26 protein-coding genes are annotated in these 24,947 nt (G+C 67.7%); 13 read left to right on the forward strand and 13 right to left on the reverse strand.

The annotated features are described in order from the left end of the window. Position 1: 1 nt before the first annotated feature. Positions 2-544 carry a hypothetical protein gene (locus JL100_RS08370; protein WP_202682504.1) on the forward strand — a complete coding sequence of 181 codons (543 nt, stop codon included), beginning with the start codon at positions 2-4 and terminating at the stop codon, positions 542-544. 12 nt (positions 545-556) lie between these two features. On the opposite strand, the gene JL100_RS08375 is transcribed toward JL100_RS08370, so the two are convergent. After that, on the reverse strand, positions 557-970 hold the full coding sequence (locus tag JL100_RS08375) for a hypothetical protein (protein ID WP_202682503.1): 414 nt from the start codon (positions 968-970) through the stop codon (positions 557-559). 154 nt (positions 971-1,124) lie between these two features. Between JL100_RS08375 and JL100_RS08380 the strand changes: the two genes are divergently transcribed. After that, positions 1,125-1,610, forward strand: a complete 486-nt coding sequence (locus tag JL100_RS08380; protein WP_202682502.1) for a YajQ family cyclic di-GMP-binding protein — start codon at positions 1,125-1,127, stop codon at positions 1,608-1,610. Positions 1,611-1,631: 21 nt separating this feature from the next. Here JL100_RS08380 and JL100_RS08385 read toward each other — a convergent pair whose 3' ends face one another. Then, positions 1,632-2,420, reverse strand: coding sequence for a metallophosphoesterase family protein (locus JL100_RS08385; RefSeq protein WP_202682501.1), 789 nt, complete (start codon positions 2,418-2,420; stop codon positions 1,632-1,634). 224 nt (positions 2,421-2,644) lie between these two features. On the opposite strand from JL100_RS08385, the gene JL100_RS08390 reads away from it, so the two are divergent. Continuing rightward, entirely contained in the window at positions 2,645-3,559 is a 915-nt protein-coding gene (locus tag JL100_RS08390) for a CHAD domain-containing protein (protein WP_202682500.1), read from the forward strand. A 22-nt stretch (positions 3,560-3,581) separates the two neighbouring features. Here JL100_RS08390 and JL100_RS08395 read toward each other — a convergent pair whose 3' ends face one another. Beyond that, positions 3,582-4,349, reverse strand: coding sequence for a DeoR/GlpR family DNA-binding transcription regulator (locus JL100_RS08395; RefSeq protein WP_202682499.1), 768 nt, complete (start codon positions 4,347-4,349; stop codon positions 3,582-3,584). Further along, positions 4,346-5,023, reverse strand: coding sequence for a TetR/AcrR family transcriptional regulator (locus tag JL100_RS08400; RefSeq protein WP_228421142.1), 678 nt, complete (start codon positions 5,021-5,023; stop codon positions 4,346-4,348). The genes JL100_RS08395 and JL100_RS08400 overlap by 4 nt, the downstream gene beginning before the upstream one ends. Positions 5,024-5,215: 192 nt before the next feature. Here JL100_RS08400 and JL100_RS08405 point away from each other — a divergent pair, with 192 nt between their 5' ends. From JL100_RS08405 to JL100_RS08415, 3 genes are all read left to right on the forward strand, one after another. Further along, entirely contained in the window at positions 5,216-6,583 is a 1,368-nt protein-coding gene (locus tag JL100_RS08405; protein WP_228421143.1) for an NAD(P)-dependent oxidoreductase, read from the forward strand. 72 nt (positions 6,584-6,655) lie between these two features. Continuing rightward, complete coding sequence (gene preA, locus JL100_RS08410; protein ID WP_202682497.1) at positions 6,656-7,933, forward strand: NAD-dependent dihydropyrimidine dehydrogenase subunit PreA; 1,278 nt, start codon at positions 6,656-6,658, stop codon at positions 7,931-7,933. A 714-nt stretch (positions 7,934-8,647) separates the two neighbouring features. Further along, entirely contained in the window at positions 8,648-9,175 is a 528-nt protein-coding gene (locus tag JL100_RS08415) for a beta/gamma crystallin family protein (RefSeq protein WP_202682496.1), read from the forward strand. Positions 9,176-9,287: 112 nt separating this feature from the next. Here JL100_RS08415 and JL100_RS08420 read toward each other — a convergent pair whose 3' ends face one another. Further along, the gene (locus JL100_RS08420; protein WP_202682495.1) at positions 9,288-9,962 is read right to left on the reverse strand and encodes a terminase small subunit; all 675 of its coding nucleotides are present in this window, start codon (positions 9,960-9,962) and stop codon (positions 9,288-9,290) included. A gap of 553 nt (positions 9,963-10,515) precedes the next feature. On the opposite strand from JL100_RS08420, the gene JL100_RS08425 reads away from it, so the two are divergent. The 3 genes from JL100_RS08425 to JL100_RS08435 all read left to right on the forward strand — a co-directional run bounded on the left by JL100_RS08425 (position 10,516) and on the right by JL100_RS08435 (position 12,804). Further along, complete coding sequence (locus tag JL100_RS08425; protein ID WP_202682494.1) at positions 10,516-10,752, forward strand: hypothetical protein; 237 nt, start codon at positions 10,516-10,518, stop codon at positions 10,750-10,752. A 377-nt stretch (positions 10,753-11,129) separates the two neighbouring features. Then, positions 11,130-11,864 (forward strand): hypothetical protein, encoded by a 735-nt coding sequence (locus JL100_RS08430; RefSeq protein ID WP_228421144.1) that lies wholly within the window; start codon positions 11,130-11,132, stop codon positions 11,862-11,864. A 73-nt stretch (positions 11,865-11,937) separates the two neighbouring features. Beyond that, positions 11,938-12,804 carry a hypothetical protein gene (locus JL100_RS08435; RefSeq protein ID WP_202682492.1) on the forward strand — a complete coding sequence of 289 codons (867 nt, stop codon included), beginning with the start codon at positions 11,938-11,940 and terminating at the stop codon, positions 12,802-12,804. Between the two features lie 181 nt (positions 12,805-12,985). Here the strand turns inward: JL100_RS08435 and JL100_RS08440 are convergent, their stop codons facing one another. Continuing rightward, positions 12,986-13,228, reverse strand: a complete 243-nt coding sequence (locus tag JL100_RS08440; RefSeq protein WP_202682491.1) for an HD domain-containing protein — start codon at positions 13,226-13,228, stop codon at positions 12,986-12,988. A 495-nt stretch (positions 13,229-13,723) separates the two neighbouring features. Beyond that, a complete protein-coding gene (locus tag JL100_RS08445) occupies positions 13,724-14,203 on the reverse strand; it encodes a flavin reductase family protein (protein ID WP_202682490.1) in 480 nt (159 codons plus the stop codon). Between the two features lie 203 nt (positions 14,204-14,406). On the opposite strand from JL100_RS08445, the gene motA reads away from it, so the two are divergent. Both motA and motB read left to right on the forward strand, forming a co-directional pair. Then, the gene (motA, locus tag JL100_RS08450) at positions 14,407-15,267 is read left to right on the forward strand and encodes a flagellar motor stator protein MotA (protein ID WP_202682489.1); all 861 of its coding nucleotides are present in this window, start codon (positions 14,407-14,409) and stop codon (positions 15,265-15,267) included. 13 nt (positions 15,268-15,280) lie between these two features. After that, positions 15,281-16,228: a flagellar motor protein MotB gene (gene motB / locus JL100_RS08455; RefSeq protein WP_202682488.1), complete on the forward strand. Its 948-nt coding sequence runs from the start codon at positions 15,281-15,283 to the stop codon at positions 16,226-16,228. Positions 16,229-16,255: 27 nt separating this feature from the next. Here the strand turns inward: motB and JL100_RS08460 are convergent, their stop codons facing one another. Both JL100_RS08460 and JL100_RS08465 read right to left on the reverse strand, forming a co-directional pair. Next, entirely contained in the window at positions 16,256-17,503 is a 1,248-nt protein-coding gene (locus tag JL100_RS08460) for a cytochrome P450 (RefSeq protein ID WP_202682487.1), read from the reverse strand. 61 nt (positions 17,504-17,564) lie between these two features. Further along, the gene (locus JL100_RS08465; protein WP_202682486.1) at positions 17,565-18,491 is read right to left on the reverse strand and encodes a DMT family transporter; all 927 of its coding nucleotides are present in this window, start codon (positions 18,489-18,491) and stop codon (positions 17,565-17,567) included. Between the two features lie 158 nt (positions 18,492-18,649). On the opposite strand from JL100_RS08465, the gene JL100_RS08470 reads away from it, so the two are divergent. Together JL100_RS08470 and JL100_RS08475 are read left to right on the forward strand one after the other, a co-directional pair. Further along, positions 18,650-19,825, forward strand: coding sequence for a hypothetical protein (locus JL100_RS08470; RefSeq protein ID WP_202682485.1), 1,176 nt, complete (start codon positions 18,650-18,652; stop codon positions 19,823-19,825). A gap of 74 nt (positions 19,826-19,899) precedes the next feature. Next, positions 19,900-20,121, forward strand: coding sequence for a DUF2934 domain-containing protein (locus tag JL100_RS08475; protein ID WP_202682484.1), 222 nt, complete (start codon positions 19,900-19,902; stop codon positions 20,119-20,121). Here JL100_RS08475 and JL100_RS08480 read toward each other — a convergent pair. The 4 genes from JL100_RS08480 to JL100_RS08495 all read right to left on the reverse strand — a co-directional run bounded on the left by JL100_RS08480 (position 20,081) and on the right by JL100_RS08495 (position 24,942). Beyond that, the gene (locus JL100_RS08480) at positions 20,081-20,773 is read right to left on the reverse strand and encodes a Crp/Fnr family transcriptional regulator (RefSeq protein WP_202682483.1); all 693 of its coding nucleotides are present in this window, start codon (positions 20,771-20,773) and stop codon (positions 20,081-20,083) included. The genes JL100_RS08475 and JL100_RS08480 overlap by 41 nt on opposite strands. 119 nt (positions 20,774-20,892) lie before the next feature. Then, a complete protein-coding gene (locus JL100_RS08485; protein ID WP_202682482.1) occupies positions 20,893-21,165 on the reverse strand; it encodes a hypothetical protein in 273 nt (90 codons plus the stop codon). A gap of 138 nt (positions 21,166-21,303) precedes the next feature. Beyond that, positions 21,304-22,518: a threonine ammonia-lyase gene (locus tag JL100_RS08490; protein WP_202682481.1), complete on the reverse strand. Its 1,215-nt coding sequence runs from the start codon at positions 22,516-22,518 to the stop codon at positions 21,304-21,306. Positions 22,519-22,560: 42 nt separating this feature from the next. After that, positions 22,561-24,942, reverse strand: a complete 2,382-nt coding sequence (locus tag JL100_RS08495) for a penicillin acylase family protein (protein ID WP_202682480.1) — start codon at positions 24,940-24,942, stop codon at positions 22,561-22,563. Positions 24,943-24,947 lie beyond the last annotated feature (5 nt).

Here is a 24,947-nt window from a genome sequence, read left to right on the forward strand (position 1 = left end):
CATGGGCGAATCGATGCCCGACGACGCGTCCGAAGCCGGCTGGGACGATCACCGGCGGGCGTTCGGCGACATGCTCGGCCTCGGCGGCCCCGTGCCGGACGCGGTCCTGCGGGCGGCGCTTTACGACGGGCCCTATGCCCAGCGCCTGTTCGCCGCCCGGAAGGGCGACCCGCGGCATCTGCGCAGGCTGCTAGACGATCCGCCGGAGGTCGAGGAGGTCGCGGCGAAGTCGCCCCAGGCGAGGCAGGCGAGGCTGGTCCGCCGGGCCGCCAACGCCCTGGCGCTATGGGCCAGCGACCTGTTCGCCACCGTGGACGACGATACGCTGCGGCGTCGGCGCGACGCCTGCGCCGCGTGCGAGCACGCCACCCGTCCGCCCGACCTGCTGGTCTACCGGCTGGCCGGCGGGCTGGAGCAGACGATCTGCGAGCTGTGCGGCTGCAACCTGATCCTGAAGACCCGCCTTCCGGAGGCAAGCTGCCCGGCGCTCCATCCGAACCGGCCCGGCCTTACCCGCTGGGAGGAGCCGATCGGCGGCGCCTGATCCGGCCCTGGGTCAGGCGGAGCGGCGGGCCTGTCGGCCGAGGCGGGCGTGGAGGTCGCGCAGGTACTTGGAATCCATGTCGGTGAACTCGCCCTCAGCGATGTCGGACTTGAAGTCCAGCAACTCCTGACGGGTGCCCGGCGACAGGGTGTCGTGGGACAGGAGCTCCTCGATCAGCGTCAGGTCGTCGGGATAGCCGCCGGGTCGCCGCACGGGGCCGATCTCCAGCGGGTCGTCGTCGGTGAAGGCGCCGTGATAGTCGTCACCGACGGCTCCCGGCGGCGGGACCAGCAGCTCGTTCCAGGTCATCCCGCTGTCCCGGACCCGCCGGTCGATCTCCCGCGCGCTCGCCAGGGCCTCGGCCTCGTCGGGATCGCCGAGGCGGTCGAGCAAGGCGATGAAGCTGTCGCGGTCGAGATGGGGCATTCCTGGTCTCCTCCCATAGGGGCCTGCCGGCGGCCATGTCGCTAGCATAGCTGTGATCCGCCGGCGGTCTTTCAACACTCCGTACAGTATGGTTTTGCCGTCCGGCGTGCTAGGGTCCGGTCCGATCCGCAAGCACAAGAATACGAGTGGGGCCATGCCGTCGTTCGATATCGTTTCCAAGACCGAGATTGCCGAAGTCGACAACGCCCTGGACGGGGTGACCCGCGAGATCGGCCAGCGCTACGACTTCAAGGGGTCGCACTGCTCGATCGAGCGCAAGGAGAACGAGCTGACCGTCCTGGCCGACGACGACCTGAAGCTGAAGCAGATGCACGAGCTGCTGGTCGTCCATTTCACCCGGCGCAAGCTGGATCCCGGCGCGCTCGACTACGGCAAGCCGGAGAAGGCGGCCGGCAACACGGTGCGCCAGGTGATCACGGTCAAGCAGGGGATCGACAAGGACCTCGCCAAGCAGATCACCAAGGCGATCAAGGACAGCAAGATGAAGGTCCAGGCCTCGATCCAGGGTGACGAGCTTCGCGTGAACGGCAAGAAGATCGACGACCTCCAGGCCGCCATCGCGCTGGTCAAGGGGCTGAAGATCGAGCAGCCGCTGCAATACATCAATTTCCGCGACTGAGCACCGCCGGCCCGGAGGGCGTCAGGTCGCCAGGAAGCGGCGGCGGTCGCCCTCCAGCACCAGGCAGGTGAGATGGCCGCTGGCATAGGCCCCGGTGTCGATGCCGATGCGGTTGTTGCGCACCTCCGGCAGGTCGGTGATGGTGTGCCCGTGGACCACGACCTTGCCGTGGTCGGCGGTCGAGTTCAGGAAATCGTCCCGGATCCACATCATGTCTTCCCTGTCCTGGCGGTTCAGCGGAACGCCCGGACGCACGCCGGCGTGGGTGAAGAAGTAATCGCCGATGGTCAGGCTGGGCCGCAGATGGTTCAGGAAGCTGACATGGGCGGGCGGGATCACGCGCCGCAGCTCCTGCTGGGCGAAGGAGATCCGCTCCTCCGGCGTCAGGCCGGAGGGGATCTGGATGCCGTAGCTGTGCAGCGTCGCCATGCCGCCGAACTTGAACCATCCCGGACCCGGCGCCGCATCGGTCAGGAATTCCTGGAAGGCGGCCTCGTGGTTGCCCCTGAGATGGACGGAGCCGAAGGTCGCCGGCGGGCCGCCGATCATCAGGTCGATCACCTGGCGGGAATGCAGGCCGCGGTCCACGTAGTCGCCGAGATAGACCAGATAGTTGACCGGCCCCGGCGAAGCCTTGGCGTCGTCGGTCACCATATCGAGCAGGCGCATCAGGAGATCCGCGCGGCCGTGGATGTCGCCGATCGCGTAGACGCGGATGCCCTTGGGCACCGTCGCCGCCACCTGCTCCACATCCTGGCGTTTGCGCAGAAAACTCAACACCACGTTGCTTGATCTTTCCGGTACGCTCATCAGTCCCCCTTCTGTCACAGAAATAAGCGCTCCGGCGCCCGTGTGCGAGGGGTATCGAAGGCGGTTGGGCAGCTTTGTCGAGGGGCGCCCGCGATCCCGGAAGCGTTACCGAGACCGTGCAATCCGATCGGGTCGACCGAGAGGAAGGAGACCTCCGCCTGTTGCTGCTTCGGTTCGACGCAGCAAAGTTCGGGCCACCCGCACGTATCGAGGAGAATCGAGGAATGGCGTACTGCTTCACGCCGGAAGAAACCGTGCCCGAGGGCGTCCGCCGCATCGCCCTGGAACAGATCGACAAGGCCGAGGCTGCCCTGACCGGAGGCAAGGAACGGCACAAGGCGGTGCACAATGCCCGCAAAGGGTGCAAGAAGATCCGCGCGCTGCTGCGGCTCGCCCGCGGCGGGCTGGGCAACGCCTATGCCCGGGAGAACGCCTGTTTCCGCGACGCCCAGCGCCGGCTGTCGGCGGTGCGCGACGCGTCGGTCATGGTCGAGGCCCTGGACAAGCTGGCGGGGCGGCAGGGCAGCGACGGCGCCGGCGGGTTCGCCCCTGTCCGGAACGTCCTGGTCGAGCGGTGCGAGCGCGCCTCGGCCGAGCACCTGGAGCAGGAGCGGACCACCGAGGAGGTCGCCGCCATGCTGCGCGAGGCGCGCGGGCGGGTCGAGACCTGGACCCTGCGGAGCCCCGGCTTCAAGGTGCTGAGGCCCGGCCTGCACAAGGTCTACCGCGACGGCGCGAAGCGCTTCGCGACGCTGGGCGAGGCGCCGACCGCCCATGACTTCCACGACTGGCGCAAGCAGGCCAAGTATCTTTCCTACGACCTTAAGTTGCTGACACCGGTGTGGCCGGGCACGGTCGGCGCCCTGGCCGGGGAGTTCGGGGAACTGGGCAGCCTGCTCGGCGACGAGCACGACTTGGCCGTGCTGCGCTGCATGCTGGAGGCCGACGAGCAGGCTTTCGGCGGCCCGACCCTGGTGCGGCCCCTGGCCGGGATGATCGAGCAGCGCCGGTCCGAGCTCCAGGCCGCCAGCCGGATGCTCGGCGCCAGGCTCTATCTCGACAGGCCCAAGGCCTTCATGGGCCGGATGGAAGCCTGGTGGGACATGTGGAAGGCGGAACCGGCCAGCCGCGCGGCCTGACGCCTAGATCCCCCCTGTTCCCTCATTCCCCCGCCGCGATATGCACCTCCACGTCGTGGGCCGCCAGCACGTCGGCCAGCGGGGCGGGGGGCGCCCGGTCGGTGAACAGGGCCGAGACCTCGCCGATATGGCCGAGGCGGACCATGGCGTTGCGGCCGAACTTGCTGTGGTCGGCGCACAGGAAGACGGTGCGGGCGTTGCGGACGATGGCCTGGGCGACCCTGACCTCCCGGTAGTCGAAGTCGAGCAGGGTGCCGTCCAGGTCGATGCCGCTGATCCCGATGATGCCGATATCGACCTTGAACTGGTTGATGAAGTCGATGGTCGCCTCGCCGATGATACCGCCGTCGCGGTTGCGCACCAGCCCGCCGGCGACCAGCACGTCCAGGTCGGTGCCGGCCGCCAGGAAGGCCGCCACGTTCAGGTTGTTGGTGATGACGCTGAGGTTCTTGTGGCCGACCAGCTCCTGGGCGACCGCCTCCGTCGTGGTGCCGATATTGATGAACAGCGAGACGCCTTCCGGCACGTGGCGCGACACCAGCCGGCCGATCGCCCGCTTGGCCTCCGACCCCTGGGCCTTGCGCTCCACATAGTCCACGTTGTGGGTGGTGGAGCGGGGGACGGCGCCGCCGTGGTGGCGCTCCAGCAAGCCCTGTTCGCAGAGCTGGTTGATGTCGCGCCGGATGGTCTGGGGCGTCACCTCGAACTGGCGCGACAGCCCGTCGATCGAGACGAAGCCCTGTCGCCCGGCGAGGTCGAGGATGCGCTGCTGGCGGGTGTCGCTCTTCACCGGGCCGCTCCTCCCGCCGAAGGGCCGCAGCCGATGCCGCAGCCGCGCAGCACGAAAGCGGTCACCTCGGAAGTCGCGTCCTCCCAGGCCGCGTCGCTCAGGCTCTCCACGTCCATGACCGCCCGGATCTGGACCGCGAAGTCGGCATAGGTCTGGGTCATGCCCCACAGCATGAAGAAGAGATGCCGGGGGTCGAGCGCCGCCATCCGCCCCTCCGCGATCCAGCCCGCGATGATCCGGGACTTCGCCTCCACCCGCTGCTTCAAATCGATCTCCAGATAGTCGGTCAGGAACGGCGCGCCGCTCAGCAGCTCGTTGGCGAACACCTTGGACGCCAGCGGCCGGTGCCTGGAATGGCGCATCTTGGCACGGACATACCCGGAAATCGCCTCCGCCGGGTCGCTTTCCGGACGGATCATGTCGGTGGCGTCCAGCCACAGCTCCAGGATGCCGGTCAGCACCGCCTGGTAGAGCTGTTCCTTGGTGCCGAAATAATAGTGCAGGTTGGCCTTGGGCAGCCCCGCCGCCTGGGCGATCTGCGCCATGGTGGCCCCGGCGAGCCCGGTCTCGGCGAAGACGCGCTCGGCCGCCTCCAGGATGCGCGTCTCGTTCTCCCGCCGGATGCGCCCGCGGGGAGGGGAGGTGGCGCCGGAAGCAGCCGTATTATTCATCATATCGCCCATCCGAGCATCATTCCGTCCCATAACTGATCATTTTTGAAACAAGTTGACCAAGCGGTCAATTTGTTTATAGCATCCATCCAAAGACGCCGACAAACGGCCCGGCGGGACCGAACCAACGGAACCGATCCCAGAAGAGGCCCGGCGGAAAGCAACGAAGCGACCAACGGAACAGGAGCAGGCGGGATGACGAGCGTGATGGACGTGCCGGCGGACATCGCTCCCGGGAGGCTGTCGCCGCGGGAGTACGAGGCCAACTTCGACGATGCCGCGCCGCCGCTGAGCCGCAAGCAGGCGCTGATCGAGGCGGCGCGCTGCTACTACTGCTATGACGCGCCCTGCATGGAGGCCTGCCCGACCGGCATCGACATCCCGAGCTTCATCAGGAAGATCGCCGGCGACAACCTCAAGGGCTCCGCCGTCACGATCCTGGAGGAGAACATCATGGGCGGCATGTGCGCCCGGGTGTGCCCGACCGAGATCCTGTGCGAGCAGGCCTGCGTCCGCACCGCGCAGGAGCACAAGCCGGTGGCGATCGGCGCGCTTCAGCGCCATGCGACGGACTGGCTGTTCGAGCGCGGCATCCAGCCGTTCGAGCGGGCGGCCCCGACCGGCCGCAAGGTCGCCGTGGTCGGCGCCGGCCCGGCCGGCCTGTCCTGCGCGCACCGGCTGGCGATGCACGGCCACGAGGTGACGGTGTTCGAGGCTCGGGAGAAGCCCGGCGGCCTGAACGAGTACGGCATCGCCGCCTACAAGGTGACCGACGGTTTCGCCGGGCGGGAGGTGGATTTCATCCTGTCGCTGGGCGGCATCACGATCGAGTACGGCAAGGCGCTGGGGCGCGACGTCACCCTGGCGGAGCTGCGGGCCGGCTTCGGCGCGGTGTTCCTGGGACTGGGCCACAACGCGGTCAACGCGCTTCGGATCGAGGGCGAGGAGCTGGAAGGGGTGGTCAACGCGGTGGATTTCATCGCGGCGCTGCGCCAGGCCCCGGACAAGTCGGCGCTGCCGGTCGGGCGCCGGATCGTCGTGATCGGCGGGGGCAACACCGCGATCGACGTGGCGACCCAGTCCAAGCGGCTGGGGGCGGAGGACGTCACGATCGTCTACCGGCGCGGCCCCGACGGCATGTCGGCGACGGGAGCCGAGCAGGAATGGGCGCAGACCAACGGCGTCCGGATCAAGCACTGGGCCCAGCCGCGCCGGGTGATCGGGGCGGGCGGCCGGGTCCGCGAGGTTGAGTTCGAATACACCGTCCTGGACGAGGCCGGACGCCTGGCCGGTACCGGGGAGCTGTTCCGCATCCCGGCCGACATGGTGTTCAAGGCGATCGGCCAATGCTTCGTGCCGGCGGCGGTCGGGGACGCCGATCTGGCGGAACTGCTGGAGTTCCGGCCCGACGGGCGGTTCGCGGTCAACGAGGACCGGCAGACCTCCCTGCCGACCGTGTTCGCCGGCGGCGACTGCGTGCCGGGGATCGACCTGACCGTGTCGGCGGTGCAGGACGGCAAGGTGGCGGCCGAAGCGATCCACCGCCTGCTGGTCGCGTCGTGAGGACCGGAATGGGCGGGACCGGCGCGACGGCCGGGACTGGAACGGGCGGTACAGGGAAGGGGAGATAGCGTCATGGCAAGTCTGGTCAGCAACTTCGTCGGCATCCGGTCGCCCAACCCGTTCTGGCTGGCCTCCGCGCCGCCGACGGACAAGGAATACAACGTCGTCCGCGCCTTCGAGGCGGGCTGGGGCGGCGTGGTGTGGAAGACGCTGGGGGAGGACCCGCCGGTCGTCAACGTGTCGTCGCGCTACGGCGCCTTCAGCTACAACGGTACCCGCGTCGCCGGCTTCAACAATATCGAGCTGATCACCGACCGGCCGCTGGAGGTCAACCTTCGGGAGATCAAGTCGGTCAAGCAGCGGTTCCCCGACCGGGCCATGGTCGTGTCGCTGATGGTCCCGTGCGAGGAGGAGAGCTGGAAGAACATCCTGCGCCGGGTCGAGGAGACCGGGGCCGACGGCATCGAGCTGAATTTCGGCTGCCCTCACGGCATGTCGGAGCGGGGCATGGGCTCGGCCGTGGGGCAGGTGCCGGAATATGTCGAGATGGTCACCCGCTGGTGCAAGCAGCACAGCCGCATGCCGGTGATCGTCAAGCTGACGCCCAACATCACCAATATCCTGGGCCCGGCGCGGGCGGCGAAGCGCGGCGGCGCCGACGCGGTGTCGCTGATCAATACCATCCAGTCCATCATGTCGGTGGACCTGGACGCGATGGCGCCGACCCCGACGGTGGACGGCAAGGGCACCCACGGCGGCTATTGCGGCCCGGCGGTCAAGCCGATCGCCATGCGCATGGTGGCCGACATCGCCCGCGACCCGGAATGCCAGGGGATGGCGATCAGCGGCATCGGCGGCATCTCCACCTGGCGGGACGCGGCGGAATTCATCAGCCTGGGGGCGAGCACGGTCCAGGTCTGCACCGCCGCGATGCACCACGGGTTCCGCATCGTCGAGGAGATGGCCGACGGGCTGGGCAACTGGATGGACGGCCGGGGCTTCGGGGAGGTCAAGGACTTCACCGGCATGGCGATCCCGAACTATGTCCACTGGGAGGACCTGAACCTCAACTACAAGATCGTCGCCCACATCGACCAGGACAGCTGCATCAAGTGCGGGTTGTGCCACATCGCCTGCGAGGACACCGCGCACCAGGCGATCGGCGCCCTGCGGGCAGCGGGCGCCCGGCGCTACGAGGTGATCGAGGAGGAATGCGTCGGCTGTAACCTGTGCATGCATGTCTGCCCGGTCGAGAACTGCATCACCATGGAGCGGCGCGACGAGGGCAAGCCCTTCCTGACCTGGAAGGACCATCCCAACAACCCGATGCGGCGGGAGGCGGCGGAGTAGGGCGGGCGGGCGCGCCGTAGACTCCCCCGGCCGACTCCCCCTGCCACGGCCGCGGATGTCATCATTCGTCATGATCGGGGCCGGTCCGTGCCGCGGGCCGGCCCTTGATGCGCCATGCGCCGCCTTGGGGCGCTGCCCGATCGGGTCGATCCGGCCGGGGAGCCGGGGCGGAGGTTGGGCCACGGCCCAACCTCCGCCCTGCATCGAACCGTAGGTTGGGCCGTGGCCCAACGCATCGCGGCGAGTGGAATGGCAGGCCGCATGGACCGGAACGGGTCAATCCGGTCGGAAACCGCTCCGGCCCGCCATCCGACCTGCGGTCCGAAAGGCGCAAACGCCCGAAATGGCCGCCGATGTCATCATCCGTCATGGTCCATCGCCATGTCGCGCGCCGGCTTGGAGCGCCCGGCTTGGAGTGAAAGGTCGGCTCCGAAGCGGCCCTGTCCGGGTGCATGTGGGCGGTCTCCGGTTGTTCGTCGGGTGTAATAGGTATTTTATCACAACAAGTTGAGGATATCAATCCATTCCGGGCTCCGGTGGGCACCGGTTGAGGATGCTGCTACGATTACTTTAAAGTATTGCTGATGTAAAATTTGAAATCAGACCGAATCATTTAGTTCATAATGCCAAAACTTTCTCTTAAATATGTAGGTGATAGATAGTATAAGGCTCTGATGAGCCAATATTATATGACAACACACAAGAGGATGTGACATGACCGGCTCTTCCAGCGGACAGATAAAGGTCTATCGGGATTTCAATATGCAGGGCCAATCCCTGGTGATCAACGATGCATGCCCGGATCTGCGTCCCACCGGCCTGAACGACCAGATCTCCAGCTTCGTCGTGGTTTCCGGTGCCTGGATCTTCTACCAGGACATCAACTATCAGTCCCAGGTCGGAAGGATCTACGGTCCCGGATCCTACCCGAACGTCGCCCAGGCCGGCCTGCCGAACGATCAGATCTCGTCCCTGAGATGCGTCAACCAGATCACGGTCTATCAAGACTTCAACATGCAGGGCAAATCCCTGTCGATCACCGATGCATGCCCGGATCTGCGTCCCACCGGCCTGAACGACCAGATCTCCAGCTTCGTCGTGGTTTCGGGAACCTGGACCTTCTACCAGGACATCAACTATCAAACCCGGGTCGGACGGACCTATGGTCCCGGCGTCTATCCGAACGTCGCCCAGGCCGGCCTGCCGAACGACCAGATCTCGTCCCTGAAGTCGTCCGTGTGATCGCAACGGGAGTTGCGCGGTGAACCGCGCCGCCCCGGCCACAGGGCGGCGCCGGCAGCCGGCGGGGGCGATGACGACCCTCCCCGAGGATGACCGTAAAGGTCATCCTCGGTCATCCCGTCGCGGCGGGAAGCGGCGGCCACTGGCGGCGCGGGAGCAGCCGGCCTTTGCGGTCGAAGTACGGCAGGGCCTGGCTGGCCCGGGAGAGCCGGCAGGCGATCTCCGGGTGGTGGTCCTCCAGGTAGGACATGCAGCGTAGCATCCGGCGCGCCACGGCGACGGCCGACTGGCTGTCCTCGTGGTCGTAATTCATCTCCTCGGGCGGCGGGGCCGGCTCGGGCGGCAGCTCGGGTTCCGGCTCCGGCGGCGCCGCGGGAACGTCGTCGTCGTCGAAGGCGGCGAGGGGCTTGCGGGAACCGGGCATGAGGTCGCGGAACCGGGCGATCCGATCGACGGCCCGCAGCACGGCGAAATGGTTCTGCTTCTCCAGGGCGTCCAGCATCACCCGCTTGAGCATGCCGACAAGTTCGTCCGTTTCCTCGCGCCGGCGGGACTCCTCGGCGTCGATCAGCTCCGCCACGCGCGCCGCGACGCGGGCATCCCGCATCAGCCGCGACCCGGCTTGGCGGGCACCGTCCCAGGCATAGCCGGAAAGCCGGGCAGCCGCCGCCAGGCTCCGGCCGGAGGCGACGTGGCGGGCGAAGGCTTCCTGGCGGTGGGGCAGGGGCAGGTCCGGGGCCAGATCCAGGTCCTGGTCCAGCTCAAGGTCTGCGGCGATATCGGACATGCGGCGCGCTCCGGGCGGATGGATGGCGTTTGATATAGGTATTTTATCTTATCGTCCCGAGGAGATCAATCCTTTACGCCGGGGCGGCTTGCTCAACCGCCGGTCGGGTGGAGCGCCTGATGGCGGAGGGGCGGCGTCCCGCCGCCCGTGGTGCGCGGGACGCGCACCCTCCAGCGTCGCGGGACGCTTCGCCGTTCCTGAGAGGGGTGGTCAGGGTAAGGAGGAGTTCTCGAAAACCGCGAGAGAAGCGCTTGGCTACCGATCGGAGGTAATCCTGCGCGGCGTGGGTGGCGCCGCTGGCGGTTGAAACGGAGACTGCGCCTAAACTTCTCATCAAGATTGACTTATGCGGGCTCCCGTCCCCGTTCCCGATCCGTCCCCGCGCGCCGGCTGAACCGCCGCGCCTGACCATATCCGGCTGAACGGCGGCGGCTTTCGCCGCGACCGTTTTCCCGTACCGGGACCCTGAACCGGGCCGCGCGGCAAGGAATGCCGGCGCCTGCCCGGTCCCGGCCCGTTCCGTACATCGCATCGGCGAAGGCAAGGACTCGACATGCGTCAGGACGACGACCCGAACGGGGCGGCGAAAGCCCGCTCCCGCCTGCTGGATACCGCCCTCGGCATCGTCGAGGTTCTCAGGGACCACCGCATCACCGTGACCGAGGCGGAGCCGACCGATGCCATGGTGGCGGCCGGCATGGCGGTGTCCGGCCTCGGCGCGGAGCAGGTCCGCGCGATCTTCAGGGCGATGCTCGCCGCCAACGCGCACCCGCCCGGCCGGACGCAGTAGGGCACCCGCCCGACCGGCCATCTGCCGCTCGACCACCTTCCCGCCGTCTGGCGCGAGGGCCGGAGCCGGCCTTGTATCCAGTCTGGATAATAGTCTTGCAGTCCTTGTATAAATTCCAACACGCGAGCTTCTGATCTTTTGAATTCGAAGAGCATGATGTTATCTGTTCGATGTAAAATGCCAGTATTTCACATTTGAATTCCATTGGATTGAGGTAGGTATCTGCAATGGAATATTCGTGATACAAAACTGTAGTAACATGCAATAATAATGAAATGAAATCAAAATTACTGAAATAAAACCGGTTTACTATTCTGAGTTCAGAAGATTTGATGTAATAAATTTGTGTCCGACCAAGTGGCGGATAACAAGCATACATGAGGATGATTATGGCTACCAGCTTCACGATGCAGTTCGACTTCACCCAGGACCCCGAATTGACGGTCTTGGCTCAGCTGCAGAAATTGAACTACTCCCTCGTGGCCTATCTCGGCGCCAGCGGCACCGGGCAGATCACGGTCGGCGTTCCGACCTGGTTCACCGTTCCGTATTCGGACGTTTTCGGCAAAGAGACCATCACCTACACGCCGTCCTATCAGGTCTATGTCTCCACCCAGTCCACGATCGCCCAGGGTACGGTGATCACCATGAATTCCCAGTCGCCCACCACCGGCCTCGGCCAGGGATTCACCTTCGGGCAGAACGGTTCGTGGTCCTACGGGCTGCCGGCCGGCACGGTCATTCCGCCCGATTCCGTCGGCCTGTTCAACGGCAACTCCCGCGAACTGACCTTCGGTCTCGCCGCCCCGGCCGCCCTCAACGGCGGCAACGCCGCGTTCACCCCTTTCTGCGCGTTCACCGTGCCGCCGCAGAACACCATCTTCATGACCCCCAACCAGACCGTGATGCTGGTCAACGCCATCACCGCCGTCTCCTCGGGCAGCGTGCAGGCGGTGATCGGGGCGCCCGGCGCCTCTTTCTCTTTCCTCGACTCGCCCCAGTATTTTCTCGACGTGACGCCGAACACCTATGCGATCACCAACGCGCCGAACACCGCGCCGGTGAAGCCGGTCAATTCGGGGGCCTCCATCTCGCAGGTCGTCAACTCCTGATCCTGCAATGAGCCCAGGGACCGCGGCCGCTCCGAGGTGCGGCCGCGGTCCGCTGCATAGCGGTACGTTCATCATGACTCACCGGCTTTTCCGGACGACCGTCCTCGTGCTGTGCCTGACCTGCGCCTTTGGTTGCAGCAGACGGGCGATAGACGCCATGGCCCCGGCTTCCGCCGCCGATCAGACAACCTTGAACCTGATCATCGAGGTCGATGCGGACTCGCGGCAGTTCCTTATCGACACCGGCCAGACGGTACTGATCACCGCTTCCGACCCGTCGCAGAACGATACGCTGCTGGTCGTGCAATCGTTCTCGCCGTTGGGCGATCAATCCCAGGTGGGGATCGGCACCTTGCCGACCCTGTTCATGTCGGTTGGCGCGACGGTCCCGTTCAGCACCGTCACCATGCAACTGACAAGCCCGGTCAGTTACGGCCAAGCCTATCTGTTCAACGGTGTATCAATCGTCAACGCCGGCCCCGGCATTCCCGGGACGGTAGGCATAGAATACGTCCCGATCCGCAGTGGCAACGCCGAGGTGAGCACCGGGCTGGCCCTTCCGATCAGCAATTCATCGGTCGATGACACCGCGAGCAATGCCGCTTTCGAGTCCTTCGACCTGCAACTTTACGAGAACCGACTTTTGCCGTCGCCGTCGGCCGTGGTCTATGTGCTGATCGGGCAGGGCATCAACACCGGCATGGCATTGCCGGCCTCTCTCCTGAAGCCGGCGCCGGGATCAGCTCCGGTGGCCGTCGCGCCTGCCAGCGCATCGGCGGCGGCGCAAGCCGGCCCGTCGCAGTCCCCCGGAGCCGCGCCGCTCGTGCCGCCGATCCAGTTAGGCCGGTACCTGTCGGTCGATCTGCTGTCGAATGCGCAGACGACCGTTCATTTCGACCGGACGATCAACGCCTTCGTCTATGGCGCCGACCCGGACTGAGCGACGCATCGGTGGGGTGGGCGGGGAGGCGGGAGGTGGGCGGCGTCTTGTGGGCGCGCGTCGGGGGCATCGGCGGAGTGGCCTTCCGTCGAAGGATCCGCATGCCCATGCCCCGCGGGGAGGTTGGACGAGGAGCGCAGGAACTGCCCGGCGGGAAACGATCGATACCGTCGATCAGGTATCAGGAGTTCCGGTAAAACACTCTGACCCCTTTGCCACGCTGACCCCTTTGCCACGTGCCGGCGTCGTGCAGGACGCCCATGGCCCGCGCCACCTGCCTGAAGCCGATCGGCGCCGCGAAGCCGGCGGCCAGGTTGCCGGCTTCGTTCAGGTGCGTCGCCAGCGGTTCCCAGTGGCGTTCGTCCGGGTTGGGCAGGGAGTGGGCGAAGGGAACCGGAGTGGGAGCGGGATCATGTGTGTCCATGGGAAACTCCGGGAGTGAGGTTGCAGGGAGGAAATTGACTCTGACCCCATTTTTCCCCACGGCTGGATCGATCTGATCGGGCACGGCTCCAGCCCACCATCCCGATATTGCCAGCCGTCACGCTCACTGCTTTCCGCCCTCGGCTGCCGGTGTGCCCCAGTCAGCATAGAAAGCCCGAGCCTCGGGTGAAGCGGCTGCGTACTCCGCCACCGTCCGGCTCTCCGCCCGCATCCGTTCCTTGCGGATCTTCCTGGCCTCTCTCTCGGCTATCTCGCGGAGATAGGTGGACAGGCCGATGCCACGCTCCCTGGCAGCGGCCTCAAGCACTTTCCGGGTGTCATCATCCAGGCGAACAGATATGGGAGATCGCATCCCAAACCTCCGGGTTGGCTTCGATAACGGTACTCTGAAGTGTGTGACCGGTAAGTGATGCATGCAAGCAACCGGCCTTGTCCACGTGCCGTGGCTCCCACGCCTTGGTTCCAGGAGTGATGCTCACTCCTCCAGGCGGGCGTAGTCGCCCTTGTAGTAGAGCAGGGGCTTGCCGTCCGGCAGGGATGACAGGCGTTTCACCCTGCCGACCAGGATGACGTGGTCGCCGCCGTCGTGGACGGATTCGGTGGTGCAGTCGAGGGAGGCGAGGCAGCCTTTCAGGATGGGGGAGCCGGTCTCCCACGCCTCCCACTCGACGCCGTCCCAGCGGTCGCCGATCGCGGTGGAGAAGCGGACGGAAAGGTCGCGCTGGGTCTCGGACAGCACGTTGACGGCGAACCGGCCGGAGGTGGTGAAGACGTCCAGGGCGTTGGACGAGCGGCCCAGGCAGAACAGCACCAGGGGCGGGTCCAGGGACACCGAGCTGAAGGAGTTGGCGGTCAGCCCGAACGTCTCCCCGGCGTCGCTCACCGTGGTGACCACGGTGATGCCGGTGGCGAAGCATCCAAGGGCGTTGCGGAACGCCCGCCGGTCGAAACTCATCGCGCTGGACTCATTGCCGTGGGCTCATGGACATGCCGCGTGCCGGCGTGCCGCGTGCTTCGGTATAGCAGGCGGGGACGGCGCGCAAGCCCCATGTATCCCGGCATTTCCTACTCCCGCACGGCCACTAAGGGCTTCTTAACGAAACTGAACGACCCTGTCGGCCGGGTTCCCTGGTCTCAACGCGGTGGCTGCTTCAGGACATGCTGTTCATCATCGGCTCCATCACCGTTCTGGCCTGCGTGCTGGGCGGCTACGCGGCCATGGGTGGGCATCTCGCCGTTCTGTGGCAGCCGTTCGAGGTCGTCATCATCGTGGGGGCGGCCATCGGCGCCTTCATCATCTCCAACCCGAAGACGGTGCTCGGCCGCTGCGGCAAGGCGATGGTCACGCTGCTGAAGGGGTCGCGCTACAACAAGGAAAGCTACCTGGAGCTGCTCAGCCTGCAATACCAGGTCTTCAAGATCGCCAAGACCCGCGGCCTCTTGGCGCTGGAGCAGCATATCGAGAAGCCCGAGGAAAGCTCGCTGTTCCAGCAGTTCCCCAAGTTCCACGGCGACCACCACGCCGTCGTCTTCCTGTGCGACTACCTGCGCCTGATGTCGCTGGGGTCGGACAATCCGCACGAGCTGGAAAACCTGATGGACGAGGAACTGGAGACCCACCACCAGGAGCACGCCCAGATCTCCGGCGCGATCCAGACCATGGCCGACGGCATGCCGGCGCTGGGCATCGTCGCGGCGGTGCTGGGCGTGATCAAGACCATGGGCTCGATCACCGAGCCGCCGGAGGTGCTGGGCAAGCTGATCGGCGGCGCGCTGGTCGGGACGTTCCTGGGCGTCTGGATCTCCTATGGGTTCCTCGCCCCGATCGCCAGCTCGCTGAAGGCGGTGTACGAGGCCGAGGCGAAGTATTTCCAGTGCATGAAGGCGGGACTGCTGGCCCACCTTCACGGCTACGCCCCCGCCGTCTCGGTGGAATACGCCCGCAAGGTCCTGCTGTCCGACATCCGCCCGACCTTCTACGAGGTCGAAGAGGCGACGTCGGCGCTGCCGCCGGCCTGAGCGGACGGACGCCATGGCGCCTCCCCCTTCCCAGTCGTCCGGCGGACAGCAGCCGGTCGTCATCATCAAGCGGAAGAAGAAGTCCCGCCACGACGCCCACCACGGCGGCGCCTGGAAGGTCGCCTACGCCGACTTCGTGACGGCGATGATGGCCTTCTTCCTGCTGCTCTGGCTGCTCAACGTCACCACGTCGGAACAGCGCCAGGGCATCGCCGACTATTTCAGCCCTGCCAGCGTGTCGCGCTCGACCAGCGGCAGCGGCGGCGTGCTGGGCGGCCTGACCATCACGGTTCCCGGCGCCATGATCTCGCCCGGATCACCCCTCAACGTCGCCCAGCCGACCCCCAGCCGGGCCGGGGAGTCCGACCGGGAGCCCGACCAGAACTCCGAGGAACTGTACGACCGCGCCGGGATGAGCGCCCGGCAGATCGAGGAACGCGCGCTGCGCGAGGAGATGGCGCGGCGCGAGCAGAAGCAGTTCGAGGAGGCGGAGAAGACCCTGCGCAAGGCGATCGAGGGCGTGCCGGAGCTGTCCCAGCTGGCCGACAGCCTGATGATCGAGCAGACACCCGAAGGGCTGCGCATCCAGATCGTCGATCAGGCGAACTATTCCATGTTCCCGCTCGGCAGCGCCCAGATGTACACGCCGACGCGCCAGCTCCTGGGGCTGGTGGCCCAGGCGGTCGGGCGCCTGCCGAACAGGCTGTCGATCAGCGGCCACACCGACGGGACCCGGTTTGCCCGCGGCGACGTCTACGGCAACTGGGAACTGTCCACCGACCGGGCCAACGCCAGCCGGCGCGCCCTGATCGCCGGCGGCATCGACGAGAGCCGGATCGAGACCGTCGTCGGCCGCGCCGACCGCGAGCACCTGTTCCAGGACGACCCCCAGTCGCCGCGCAACCGCCGCATCAGCATCGTCCTGCTGCGCGACGCCAAGCCGCCGCCGCCCCGGCGGTAGGGCGCGGCAGGCGGGGAAGGAGGGGCTTCAGGCCGCCGCCTTGATGCCGGTGATCACGAAGCCGCTGTTAGGCATGGTGGGCATGCGCGACAGCGGCACCTCCAGGTCCTGGCGCGGCACGTCGTAGCGCATCGCCGCGGTGAGCATCCGCACCGCCCGCTTGATCAGCTCGATCGTGATCCACTCCCCCGCGCAGCGGTGGTCGAGCTCGAAGCTGCCGCCGCCCTGGGGGATGAAGTTGAATGGGCCGCCGTCCCAGCCGACGAACCGCTCGGGATCGAACCGGCCGGGGTCCTTCCAGGTCCGGGCGTCGTGGTTGGTGCCGTACAGGTCGAGCAGCACCCAGTCGCCCGGCCCGAAACGGTGCCCGCGCCACTCGAAAGGCTCCATCACCCGGCCGCCGACCAGGGGGAAGAAGGGATAGAAGCGGCGCACCTCCTGGACGAACATCTCCAGGTAACGGTCGTCGACGGCGGCCTGGCCGCGCGTTTCGGGATACTGGTGAAGCGCCAGGGCCGCGAAGGTGACGAAGCGGTGGACGGCGACCGTCGGCCGCAGGATGTTGAGCAACTCCACCGCCGCCACGTCCGGTGGGAGCCGGCCGCCGTCCCCGCCCCGGAACCGGGCGACGACGTCCAGCACGGTTCCCTGGGTCACCGGCAGGTCGCCGCTCCGGACCCGCTCGACCAGGTCCCGCGCCCATGCCTCCGTCCGGCGGCGCAGCATCAGGCCCCGCCAGTTGCGCGGACCCACGGCGCCGGCGCCGTCTACCATGGCGCCGAATTCGCGCGTCCGCTCCGGGAGTTCGGAACCGTCCAGCGGCACGCCGGCCCAATCGCAGACCGCCCGGCACAGCACGCCCTGGACCTCGTCATGGAGCACGACCCGGTCCATGGCTTCCCAGGCGGGCAGCCGGGCGCGCCACGCCGCCTCCAGCGAGTCGCCCATCCGCTTGACCGCGTCGGGCGTCATCAGCGACATGAACATGCGCTTGCGGTCGTGGTGGGCCGTGCCGTCCAGCGTCTGGACGCTGCCCTTGTCCTGGAGCAGCATCAGCGTCGGCCTGGGGATGGCCCGCTTCCGGGTGAAACGGCCCGGACGATAGAACTCCCGCGCCGCCTCCGGACCGCTCATGCAGACGGCCGGGCGGAGCATCAGGCGGGTCGCGAAGATGTCCGACCCGTGGCGCCGGCACCGGTTGGGGATGAACAGATAGCCTTCCTTCAGCAGGGACAACGTGCTGTCCGGGGCCTTGTCGCGGGGAATGTCCGGCATCGAATCTCCGTGGGTTCGCAGTGGTGCTCCCCCCGGTCAACCGGCCGCCGCCGCGACCGTTTCACCTGCCGGCGCCTTGGGGGGCGGGGGAAGGGGCGGGCGCGGCGGTCCCCAGGTAGATTCCCGGCAGGATCAGCGCGATCCCGGCGAGATGGTACGGCCGGGGCTGCTCTCCCAGCAGCAGCCAGGCCAGCCCCGCGATATAGACCGGGACCAGGTACATCAGCAGCCCGGTCCGGCTCGGCCCGACCATCGCCACCAGCTTGCCGTAGAGCAGATAGGCGCCGATGCCCGGCACCAGCGCCAGGAAGACCCAGATGCCGACGGTCCGCGCGTCGAACAGCGCCCGCTCGCCCAGCGCCGCCTCGATCCCCAGGAACGGCACCAGCACCAGCACCCCGCCCAGCGTGATCGCGGTGAACCTGACCGTCAGGTCCAGGCGCGACGGCCGGTGCTTGAGCAGCACCGAATAGAGCGCCCATCCCAGGGTCGCCAGCACGGTCCAGAGGTCGCCTGCGGTGAAGGACAGGCTCGCCAGCGTTCCCGGATCGCCGCGCGTGACGATCGCCAGCACCCCGGCGAGGCACAGCGCGATGCCGGCCGCCTGCCGGACCGATACCCGCTCGCCCCAGAAGATCCGGCCGAACACCACGATCAGGATCGGCGTGGTCGAATAGATCAGGCCGATATTGGTCGCCGTGGTGGTTACCCCGGCCAGATAGACCGGCGGCCCGCAGACCCCCATGCCCAGCGCCCCCAGCAGCAGCAGCGTCGGCCATTCCGCCGCCACCGCCGACCGGTGGCGCCACAGCCCGCCCGCCGTGAAGGGAAGCAGCAGCAGCGCCGTCAGCAGCCACCGCCCGAAGGCGAGCGCCACCGGCGGAACGCTCCCCTCCACCCAGCGGGCCGCGAGCATGTTGCTCGACATCAGCAGCGGCGCGAACAGCAGCAGGACATAGGCCAGCCGCAGCGGCGAACGATCCCCCATCAGCCCGCTCCGGTTCCGGACAACCGGGGCGAGCATGACATTATGACGCGGAGCATGACCAGGCTTTACCTCCCCAAGGTTACTCCGCTTTAGCGAAGCTCGTCTAATTTGGCATTACAAAACAGATACTTGCACGCATTGATATGCACGAGGTCGCGATGCCACACCGTAAGAAGCTTCCCAAAGTCTATGACGCCGTCGGCCCCCGCGAGGCTTCGCCCAAGCAGGTCCTGGGGAATTTCGCGGTCGCGCTCGGCGGGCTCGCCGGCAACAACGCCCACGGCGCCGGCGTGATCGAGGCGCTTTACCGCTGCGGCAAGAAACCCAGGCTGATCTCGTGCACCTCCGGCCAGATCCGTTTCACCTACGCCTACCTGCGCGGACTGACCCCCGGGTCGGAGGTGAACCCCTATAGCATGCTGCAACGGCATTTCAATTCGGCCCAGCCGTTCAAGGACATGACCGACGTCAACCTGAACTACAAGCTGATGACCTGGCCGATCCAGCAGATCCGCCCCTCGGTGCCGGAGTTCTCGGCCGACATGATGGGCAACCTGACCCGGTCGATGAAGCAGTTCCTCGCCAACCCGCGCGATTTCTCGGTCTGGCGCGAGATGTACCGGATGATGCCGGCGCGGACGCTGGTGTCCCAGGACACCCTGTTCGACCCGGACGTGTTCTCCGACATCGCCGGCCTGTTCAACGCCGACACGGGACCGGACGGGCACGGCATCGGCGTGATGTTCAACGCCTATGATTTCGTCAAGGGCGAGGAATATGTCTTCATGAACCGGACGGCGGCCGAGCTGACCGGCCACGCTTACGGCGCCGGGAGCGACAGCCGGCCCTGGATCAAGTATCAGGCGATCACCGAGGAGGCGGTGCGCAACGCCCTGCGCCTCTACGAGTACGGCTTCCACGAGGAGGGCGACCTGCTCGACGGCGCCTATTTCAGGGGCCTTATCCTCAGCGAGATCCCCAACAAGGGCAACGGGATCGACACCATCGTGGTCGGCCGCCCGCTGGCGTCGTGCTGGCTGGGCGACGCGCCGTCGAGCCTGATCGAACTGCGCGACATGCAGACGGAAGTGAACTTCCTGGGCAGCTATCTTGGCGAGAAAGGCCAGATCGAGCTGATCAACCAATTGCTCCGGACCGGTCACCCGGTGGCTCCCCCCGCCAAGGCGACGCCGATCACCATCCTGGAGGTGGAGATGGACCGCCAGCGCGGCTGGTGGGAATATGTCCTGGAGGACGAGGCGGTCTTCAACAGCGCCTTCCACCGCACCCGGTCCGAGATCTGCCCCCGGCTGGAGCTGCCCATGGCGGCATGACCGTCCGCCAAGCGGATCATTCCTTCCGCCGCGCGTGTTTCAATGGGAAGCGCTCGGCAGGAGGAATGAACGCCATGGACACCGATGACCGCGAGGAGCGGGTGCGGCAGCGCGCCCACGAGATCTGGATGCGCGAGGGTCGCCCGGAGGGCCGGCGGGACCGGCACTGGCAGGAGGCGAAGGACGAGATCGAGGTGGAGGAGGGCGGCTCCCTCTCCGCCGTCGGCGAGGAGGACCCGGAGCCGATCGCGGTCCCTAGTTTTCCGGCCCGAGACGCTGGAAATCGTCGCGGATGATCCGGTAGCAGTCGCAGGCGACGTCCTCCAGCCCGGCCGGGTCGAGTATCGTGATGTGCCCGCGCGTATAGCGGATGAAGCCCGCCTTCTGCAGAAGGTTCGCGGTGACGGTCACGCCGGCCCGCCGCACGCCGAGCATGATGGCGAGGTATTCCTGCGTCAGCGGGAAATCGTCGCCGACCCGGTCGCGGGTCATCAGCAGCCAGCGGGCGCACCGCTCGTCGATGGTGTGGAGACGGTTGCAGGCCGCGGTCTGGCCCACCTGGTTGAAGTGCCCCTGGGCGAAACGCAGGAGCTTGGCGCGGAGCGTGTCGCTGCGGCGGAGCGCCGTCCTCAGCGCCTGCGCCGGCATCCGCCAGCCGTCGCCCGGGATCTGGATGTCGCATTGCATGGGCATCCTGTCGGATTCCATCAGGACGGGCGTGCCGACCATCCCCTCGTTGCCGATCGTTCCCACCTCGACCGCGCTGCCGTCCGGCAGGATGTTGATCAGCGACGCGCATCCCCGCTCGATGAAGAAGACGTGGGTGATCACTTCGTCGGGATGGACGACGGTCAGCTTGTGCGGAAGGGGGACGGCTTCGAGATGAGGCCGGACCAGCGCCTCCTCGTCCGGCGTGAGAAGCTTCAGGATGTAGTTGCGGCTTTCCACGGTGCTGCCTCCGGAACGGAATAAGGAAAACCCTCGCTTTCCCAACAGGCAACACGGCGGATCGGGGCAAAATCAGAATGGCCGGCGGCGATATCGGTCTTTTTAAGGTGCCGCCCGGCTCAGTCCGCCATCTCCCATTCCGGTTCGGGCGACTTTACCGGCTCCTTGGCGGGCGGGGGCAGAATACTCTCCGAGCGCAGCAGCCGGCGCTCGCTTTCCTCCAGGGATTTCCGGCTCGCCTCAAGCCGGGCGCGGCATTCCTCGACACGCGGTCCGCATGCCCGGCGCGCCGTGTCCGCGGCGACCTTGGCCCTTGCGCAGGCCGCATGGGCCTGCTGCACCGCCCTGGCGATCGTGCAGGCCAGAAACTGCTTGGAAATACGGATAGACACTGCCGGATCCTGGTCCCCTGGGTTCGTCGCGCCGCGAATCGGCGAGGCGCGACGATGCCCGGTCGGCCCGGGGCCGTCTGTACCATCCCGTACGGACCTGGAGGATCCATGGCCTGCGGCCACCCAGGGCATGGCCGATCACGACACGTCGTCCATCAGCTCCGCGGGATAACCCGCCTCGCGCAGTTTCGCGATGATGGCGTCGACATGGGCGGGGTCTCGGGTTTCCAGCACCACGTCGATGTCGGCCATCTTGACCGGCACGTTGTGGAACAGGCGCTGGTGGTAGACCTCCACGATGTTGCCCCCGGCGTCGCCCAGGAACTGGGCCACCTTGGCGAGCGCGCCGGGCGCGTCGCTGAGGCCGATGCGCAGCCTCACGACCCGGCGCTGGCGCACCAGCCCGCGCATCAGGATCGAGGCGAGCACGCGGGCGTCGATGTTGCCGCCGCAGATCACGGTGCCGACAGTCCGGCCCCTGAACCGGGCGGGATCGTCGAGCAGGGCCGCGACGCCGGCGGCGCCGGCTCCCTCGACCACCAGCTTCTGTTCGGTGATCAGGGTGTAGATCGCCCGTTCCAGGCATTCCTCGCCGACCAGGACGATGTCGTCGACCAGGTCGCGGACGATGGCGCGGGTGAGCTGGCCGGGCGCCTTGACGGCGATGCCCTCCGCGATGGTGGCGCCGGAGCAGGTGACGGGTTCCCCCGCCAGGGTCTGCTTCATGGAGGGATACAGTTCGGCCTCGACGCCGATCACCTCGATGCCGGGCTTCAGCGCCTTGGCGGCCGTGGCGATGCCGGCGATCAGGCCGCCGCCGCCGATCGGCACGACGAGGATGTCGAGATCGGGAACGGCGTCCAGCATCTCCAGCGCAACGGTGCCCTGGCCGGCGATGATCAGCGGGTCGTCGTAGGGATGCACGAAGGTCAGGCCGTCGCGGGCGGCGATGCCGTGGGCGAAGGCCTCGGCATCGCTGAGGGTCTCGCCGTGTAGCAGGACGCGGGCGCCGTAGGCCTCCGTCCGCTCGACCTTGGTGAAGGGCGTCTGCGCCGGCATCACGATGGTGGCGGGGATGCCCAGCCGGGTCGCGTGATAGGCAACGCCCTGGGCATGGTTGCCGGCCGACATGGCGATGACGCCCTGGCGCGCCGCGGCCTCGTCCAGGCTGCGCAGCTTGGCCAGGGCGCCGCGCTCCTTGAAGGAGCCGGTGTGGTGCAGGCTTTCCAGCTTCAGGAACAGGCGGGTGCCGGTCTGCTCCGACAGGCGCCGGGCCGCGACGGTCGGCGTGACCGGAAGCTCGCCGGCCAGGATCGCCGCCGCGCGTCGGATGTCGTCGAGGGCGATGGGCATGGGCGGCGGCTCCGGCTTCGGGCGGGTTCGGGGTGAGAGGATTCAGGGCGGGGGGACGAGGGTCAGGCGGCCGAGGCCGTCGGCCGCGATCGCGTCCAGCGAACCGCCGATGGTGAAATGCTCCCCGTCGCGCCAGCGTTCCACCAGGTCGCCGTAATGGGGCGACAGCGGATTGCCCGACTGCCCGGTGGCGATCATGAAGCGGGAGTTCTGCGGGTCGGACATGTCGTAGACCGCCCGATAGCCGGCGCCGTGGATGTGGGCGAACGGCGTTTCGTCGTTGCGGATCGCGCTGCCGCCGCGATTGACGGTCTGGTTGCCGCCGTCGGTCTCGATCCCGATGTCGAACAGGTCCCCCAGCACCGGGACCCGGCCGAGCACCTGGTGGCCGAGCGGCGCCCGGTGCTCCAGGCCCCAGCGCCACGCGGCGGGGTCGTCGCCGTGGCGTTCGGCCAGTTCCGCCAGGGTCCGGTCGAGGGCGGCGGCCAGGATGTCGGGGCAGGTCTCCGTCCTGTCAGGGGTGCCGACGTCGTCGCACCAGCGCGGCGCGGCGCGGAGCATGTGGATGACCAGCCGGGGCGAGGAGGACCGGACGTCGCCGAACAGCTCGCCCAGCTCGTCGGCGTAGAGCGCCCGGTGCAGGTCGCGCAGCCACCATTCGAAGATCAGCGGCTCGGGCCGGTCGCGGGTCAGGGTGCCGTCCCAGGCGCGCAGCAGATCGAGCGCGGTCCGGGCCTGGGGCGAGGAAGGTTCGATCCGCAGCATCTCCGGCAGGAGCTCCAGCGCCGCGACGGAGACGTTGTCCATCAGCAGGGCTTCCGCCGCGTCCACGTCGTGGCGTTGGCCCGAGGCGAGGACCTGCTCGATCCGGGCGGCGCGGTACCAGTCTTCCCAGCGGTTGGTCAGGAAATGCGGATAATCCGGGCCGACGATGCGGTTGTTGGCGTTGACGATCCGCCCGGCCGGCGGGTTGAACGACTGCGGCATCCGATCGAACGGGACGGCGCCGGTCCAGCCATACTCGTCGGTCCAGCCGGGCACCGGCAGGCTGCCGTCGCCCTTGCGGCGGATCGGCACCAGTCCGGGGGTGTAGAAGCCGATATTGCCCTGGATGTCGGCGTAGACGATGTTCTGGAGCGGCGCCTGGAAGTGCCGGAGCGCCGCCTTGAAGCCCTCCCAGTCGGGCGCGCGGGCGAGGCGGTAGAGCGCTTCCGGCGTCGTGTCGCGGTCGCTGAGGCCGGTGAAGGCCAGGGCGACGACATGGCCCTCGGGAGCGGCGCCGAGGGCTTCCGGGTCGATGTCGGACAGCACGGGGCCGTGCCGGGTGGTGCGGACGGTCAGCATCTCGTCCGGCGCGTCCTTGACCCGGATGGTCTCCTCGCGCCGGATGAAGGGTTCGGGGCCGTCGGGCGTCAGGTACCGCGAAGGATCGGCGGGGTCGAGCCGTTCGACGAAGAGATCCTGGACGTCGCCGCCGGTGGTGGTGAAGCCCCAGGAGATGCGGTCGTTGCGGCCGAGCAGGTGGAACGGCACGCCGGGCACCGTGGCGCCGGTGACCGAGAAGCCGGGCGCCTCGATCCGGGCCAGGTACCAGAGGATCGGGGCGCCGAGCTGGAGGTGAGGGTCGTTGGCCAGGACGGGCAGGCCGGTGCCGGTCCGCCCGCCCGCGACCACCCATTCGTTCGACGCGGTCGCCGGGCCGAGCGGCGGCGGCAGGGCGGCGGCCAGCCGGCCGAAGTCCAGGTCGGGCAGGCCGGCGGTCAGGGTGACCGGGGCCGAGGGGGGATAGTCGGGATACAGGTCGCGGATGCGCTCGGGCGGCAGGCGCTGCATCATCCGGGCGCGCAGCAGTTCCTCGGTGTAGTTGCCGCTGAGCTGGAGCGCCATCAGCTTGCCCCAGACGATGCTGTCGGCCGGGCGCCAGGGTTCCGGCGCGTAGCGGAGGACCTGGAACTCGATCGGGAGGGGGCCGCTCCGGTCGTCGAGCCAGGCGTTGACCCCGGCGGCGTAGGATTCCAGCGCCAGCCGCACCTCCGGCGCCAGGGCACGGACGCTGGCCTCGGCGTCGCGGTAGAATCCCAGGGTCCGCATCAGCTTGTCATAGCGCAGGCCGCCGGCCCCGATCAGTTCGGACAGCCGGCCGGCGCCGATCCGGCGGTTCAGGTCCATCTGCCACAGCCGGTCCTGGGCATGGACGTAGCCCAGGGCGAAATAGGCGTCCTCCTGGGTCTGCGCGAAGATGTGGGGGACCGCGTTGGCGTCGCGCGCGATCTCCACCGTCGACACGAGGCCGGGCAGCGCCACGGTGCCTTCCAGGTCGGGCAGGCCGGAGCGGAGCCACAGCCAGGCCGCCGGAACGCCGAGCAGCGGGACGGCGACGACGATCGCCAGGATTGCCAGGACCGTCCGCCGTAACCGCCGCATCGCCG

The sequence above is a fragment of the Skermanella mucosa genome, from assembly GCF_016765655.2.
Taxonomy (GTDB): Bacteria; Pseudomonadota; Alphaproteobacteria; order Azospirillales; family Azospirillaceae; genus Skermanella; species Skermanella mucosa.

Bases quoted from the DNA above. Each gene is read 5' to 3' on its own strand.
- JL100_RS08370 (WP_202682504.1), top strand. From the start codon at position 2: ATGGGCGAATCGATGCCCGACGACGCGTCCGAAGCCGGCTGGGACGAT.
- JL100_RS08375 (WP_202682503.1), bottom strand. From the start codon at position 970: ATGCCCCATCTCGACCGCGACAGCTTCATCGCCTTGCTCGACCGCCTC.
- JL100_RS08380 (WP_202682502.1), top strand. From the start codon at position 1,125: ATGCCGTCGTTCGATATCGTTTCCAAGACCGAGATTGCCGAAGTCGAC.
- JL100_RS08385 (WP_202682501.1), bottom strand. From the start codon at position 2,420: ATGAGCGTACCGGAAAGATCAAGCAACGTGGTGTTGAGTTTTCTGCGC.
- JL100_RS08390 (WP_202682500.1), top strand. From the start codon at position 2,645: ATGGCGTACTGCTTCACGCCGGAAGAAACCGTGCCCGAGGGCGTCCGC.
- JL100_RS08400 (WP_228421142.1), bottom strand. From the start codon at position 5,023: ATGATGAATAATACGGCTGCTTCCGGCGCCACCTCCCCTCCCCGCGGG.
- JL100_RS08405 (WP_228421143.1), top strand. From the start codon at position 5,216: ATGACGAGCGTGATGGACGTGCCGGCGGACATCGCTCCCGGGAGGCTG.
- preA (WP_202682497.1), top strand. From the start codon at position 6,656: ATGGCAAGTCTGGTCAGCAACTTCGTCGGCATCCGGTCGCCCAACCCG.
- JL100_RS08415 (WP_202682496.1), top strand. From the start codon at position 8,648: ATGACCGGCTCTTCCAGCGGACAGATAAAGGTCTATCGGGATTTCAAT.
- JL100_RS08420 (WP_202682495.1), bottom strand. From the start codon at position 9,962: ATGTCCGATATCGCCGCAGACCTTGAGCTGGACCAGGACCTGGATCTG.
- JL100_RS08425 (WP_202682494.1), top strand. From the start codon at position 10,516: ATGCGTCAGGACGACGACCCGAACGGGGCGGCGAAAGCCCGCTCCCGC.
- JL100_RS08430 (WP_228421144.1), top strand. From the start codon at position 11,130: ATGAGGATGATTATGGCTACCAGCTTCACGATGCAGTTCGACTTCACC.
- JL100_RS08435 (WP_202682492.1), top strand. From the start codon at position 11,938: ATGACTCACCGGCTTTTCCGGACGACCGTCCTCGTGCTGTGCCTGACC.
- JL100_RS08440 (WP_202682491.1), bottom strand. From the start codon at position 13,228: ATGGACACACATGATCCCGCTCCCACTCCGGTTCCCTTCGCCCACTCC.
- JL100_RS08445 (WP_202682490.1), bottom strand. From the start codon at position 14,203: ATGAGTTTCGACCGGCGGGCGTTCCGCAACGCCCTTGGATGCTTCGCC.
- motA (WP_202682489.1), top strand. From the start codon at position 14,407: ATGCTGTTCATCATCGGCTCCATCACCGTTCTGGCCTGCGTGCTGGGC.
- motB (WP_202682488.1), top strand. From the start codon at position 15,281: ATGGCGCCTCCCCCTTCCCAGTCGTCCGGCGGACAGCAGCCGGTCGTC.
- JL100_RS08460 (WP_202682487.1), bottom strand. From the start codon at position 17,503: ATGCCGGACATTCCCCGCGACAAGGCCCCGGACAGCACGTTGTCCCTG.
- JL100_RS08465 (WP_202682486.1), bottom strand. From the start codon at position 18,491: ATGGGGGATCGTTCGCCGCTGCGGCTGGCCTATGTCCTGCTGCTGTTC.
- JL100_RS08470 (WP_202682485.1), top strand. From the start codon at position 18,650: ATGCCACACCGTAAGAAGCTTCCCAAAGTCTATGACGCCGTCGGCCCC.
- JL100_RS08475 (WP_202682484.1), top strand. From the start codon at position 19,900: ATGGACACCGATGACCGCGAGGAGCGGGTGCGGCAGCGCGCCCACGAG.
- JL100_RS08490 (WP_202682481.1), bottom strand. From the start codon at position 22,518: ATGCCCATCGCCCTCGACGACATCCGACGCGCGGCGGCGATCCTGGCC.
- JL100_RS08495 (WP_202682480.1), bottom strand. From the start codon at position 24,942: ATGCGGCGGTTACGGCGGACGGTCCTGGCAATCCTGGCGATCGTCGTC.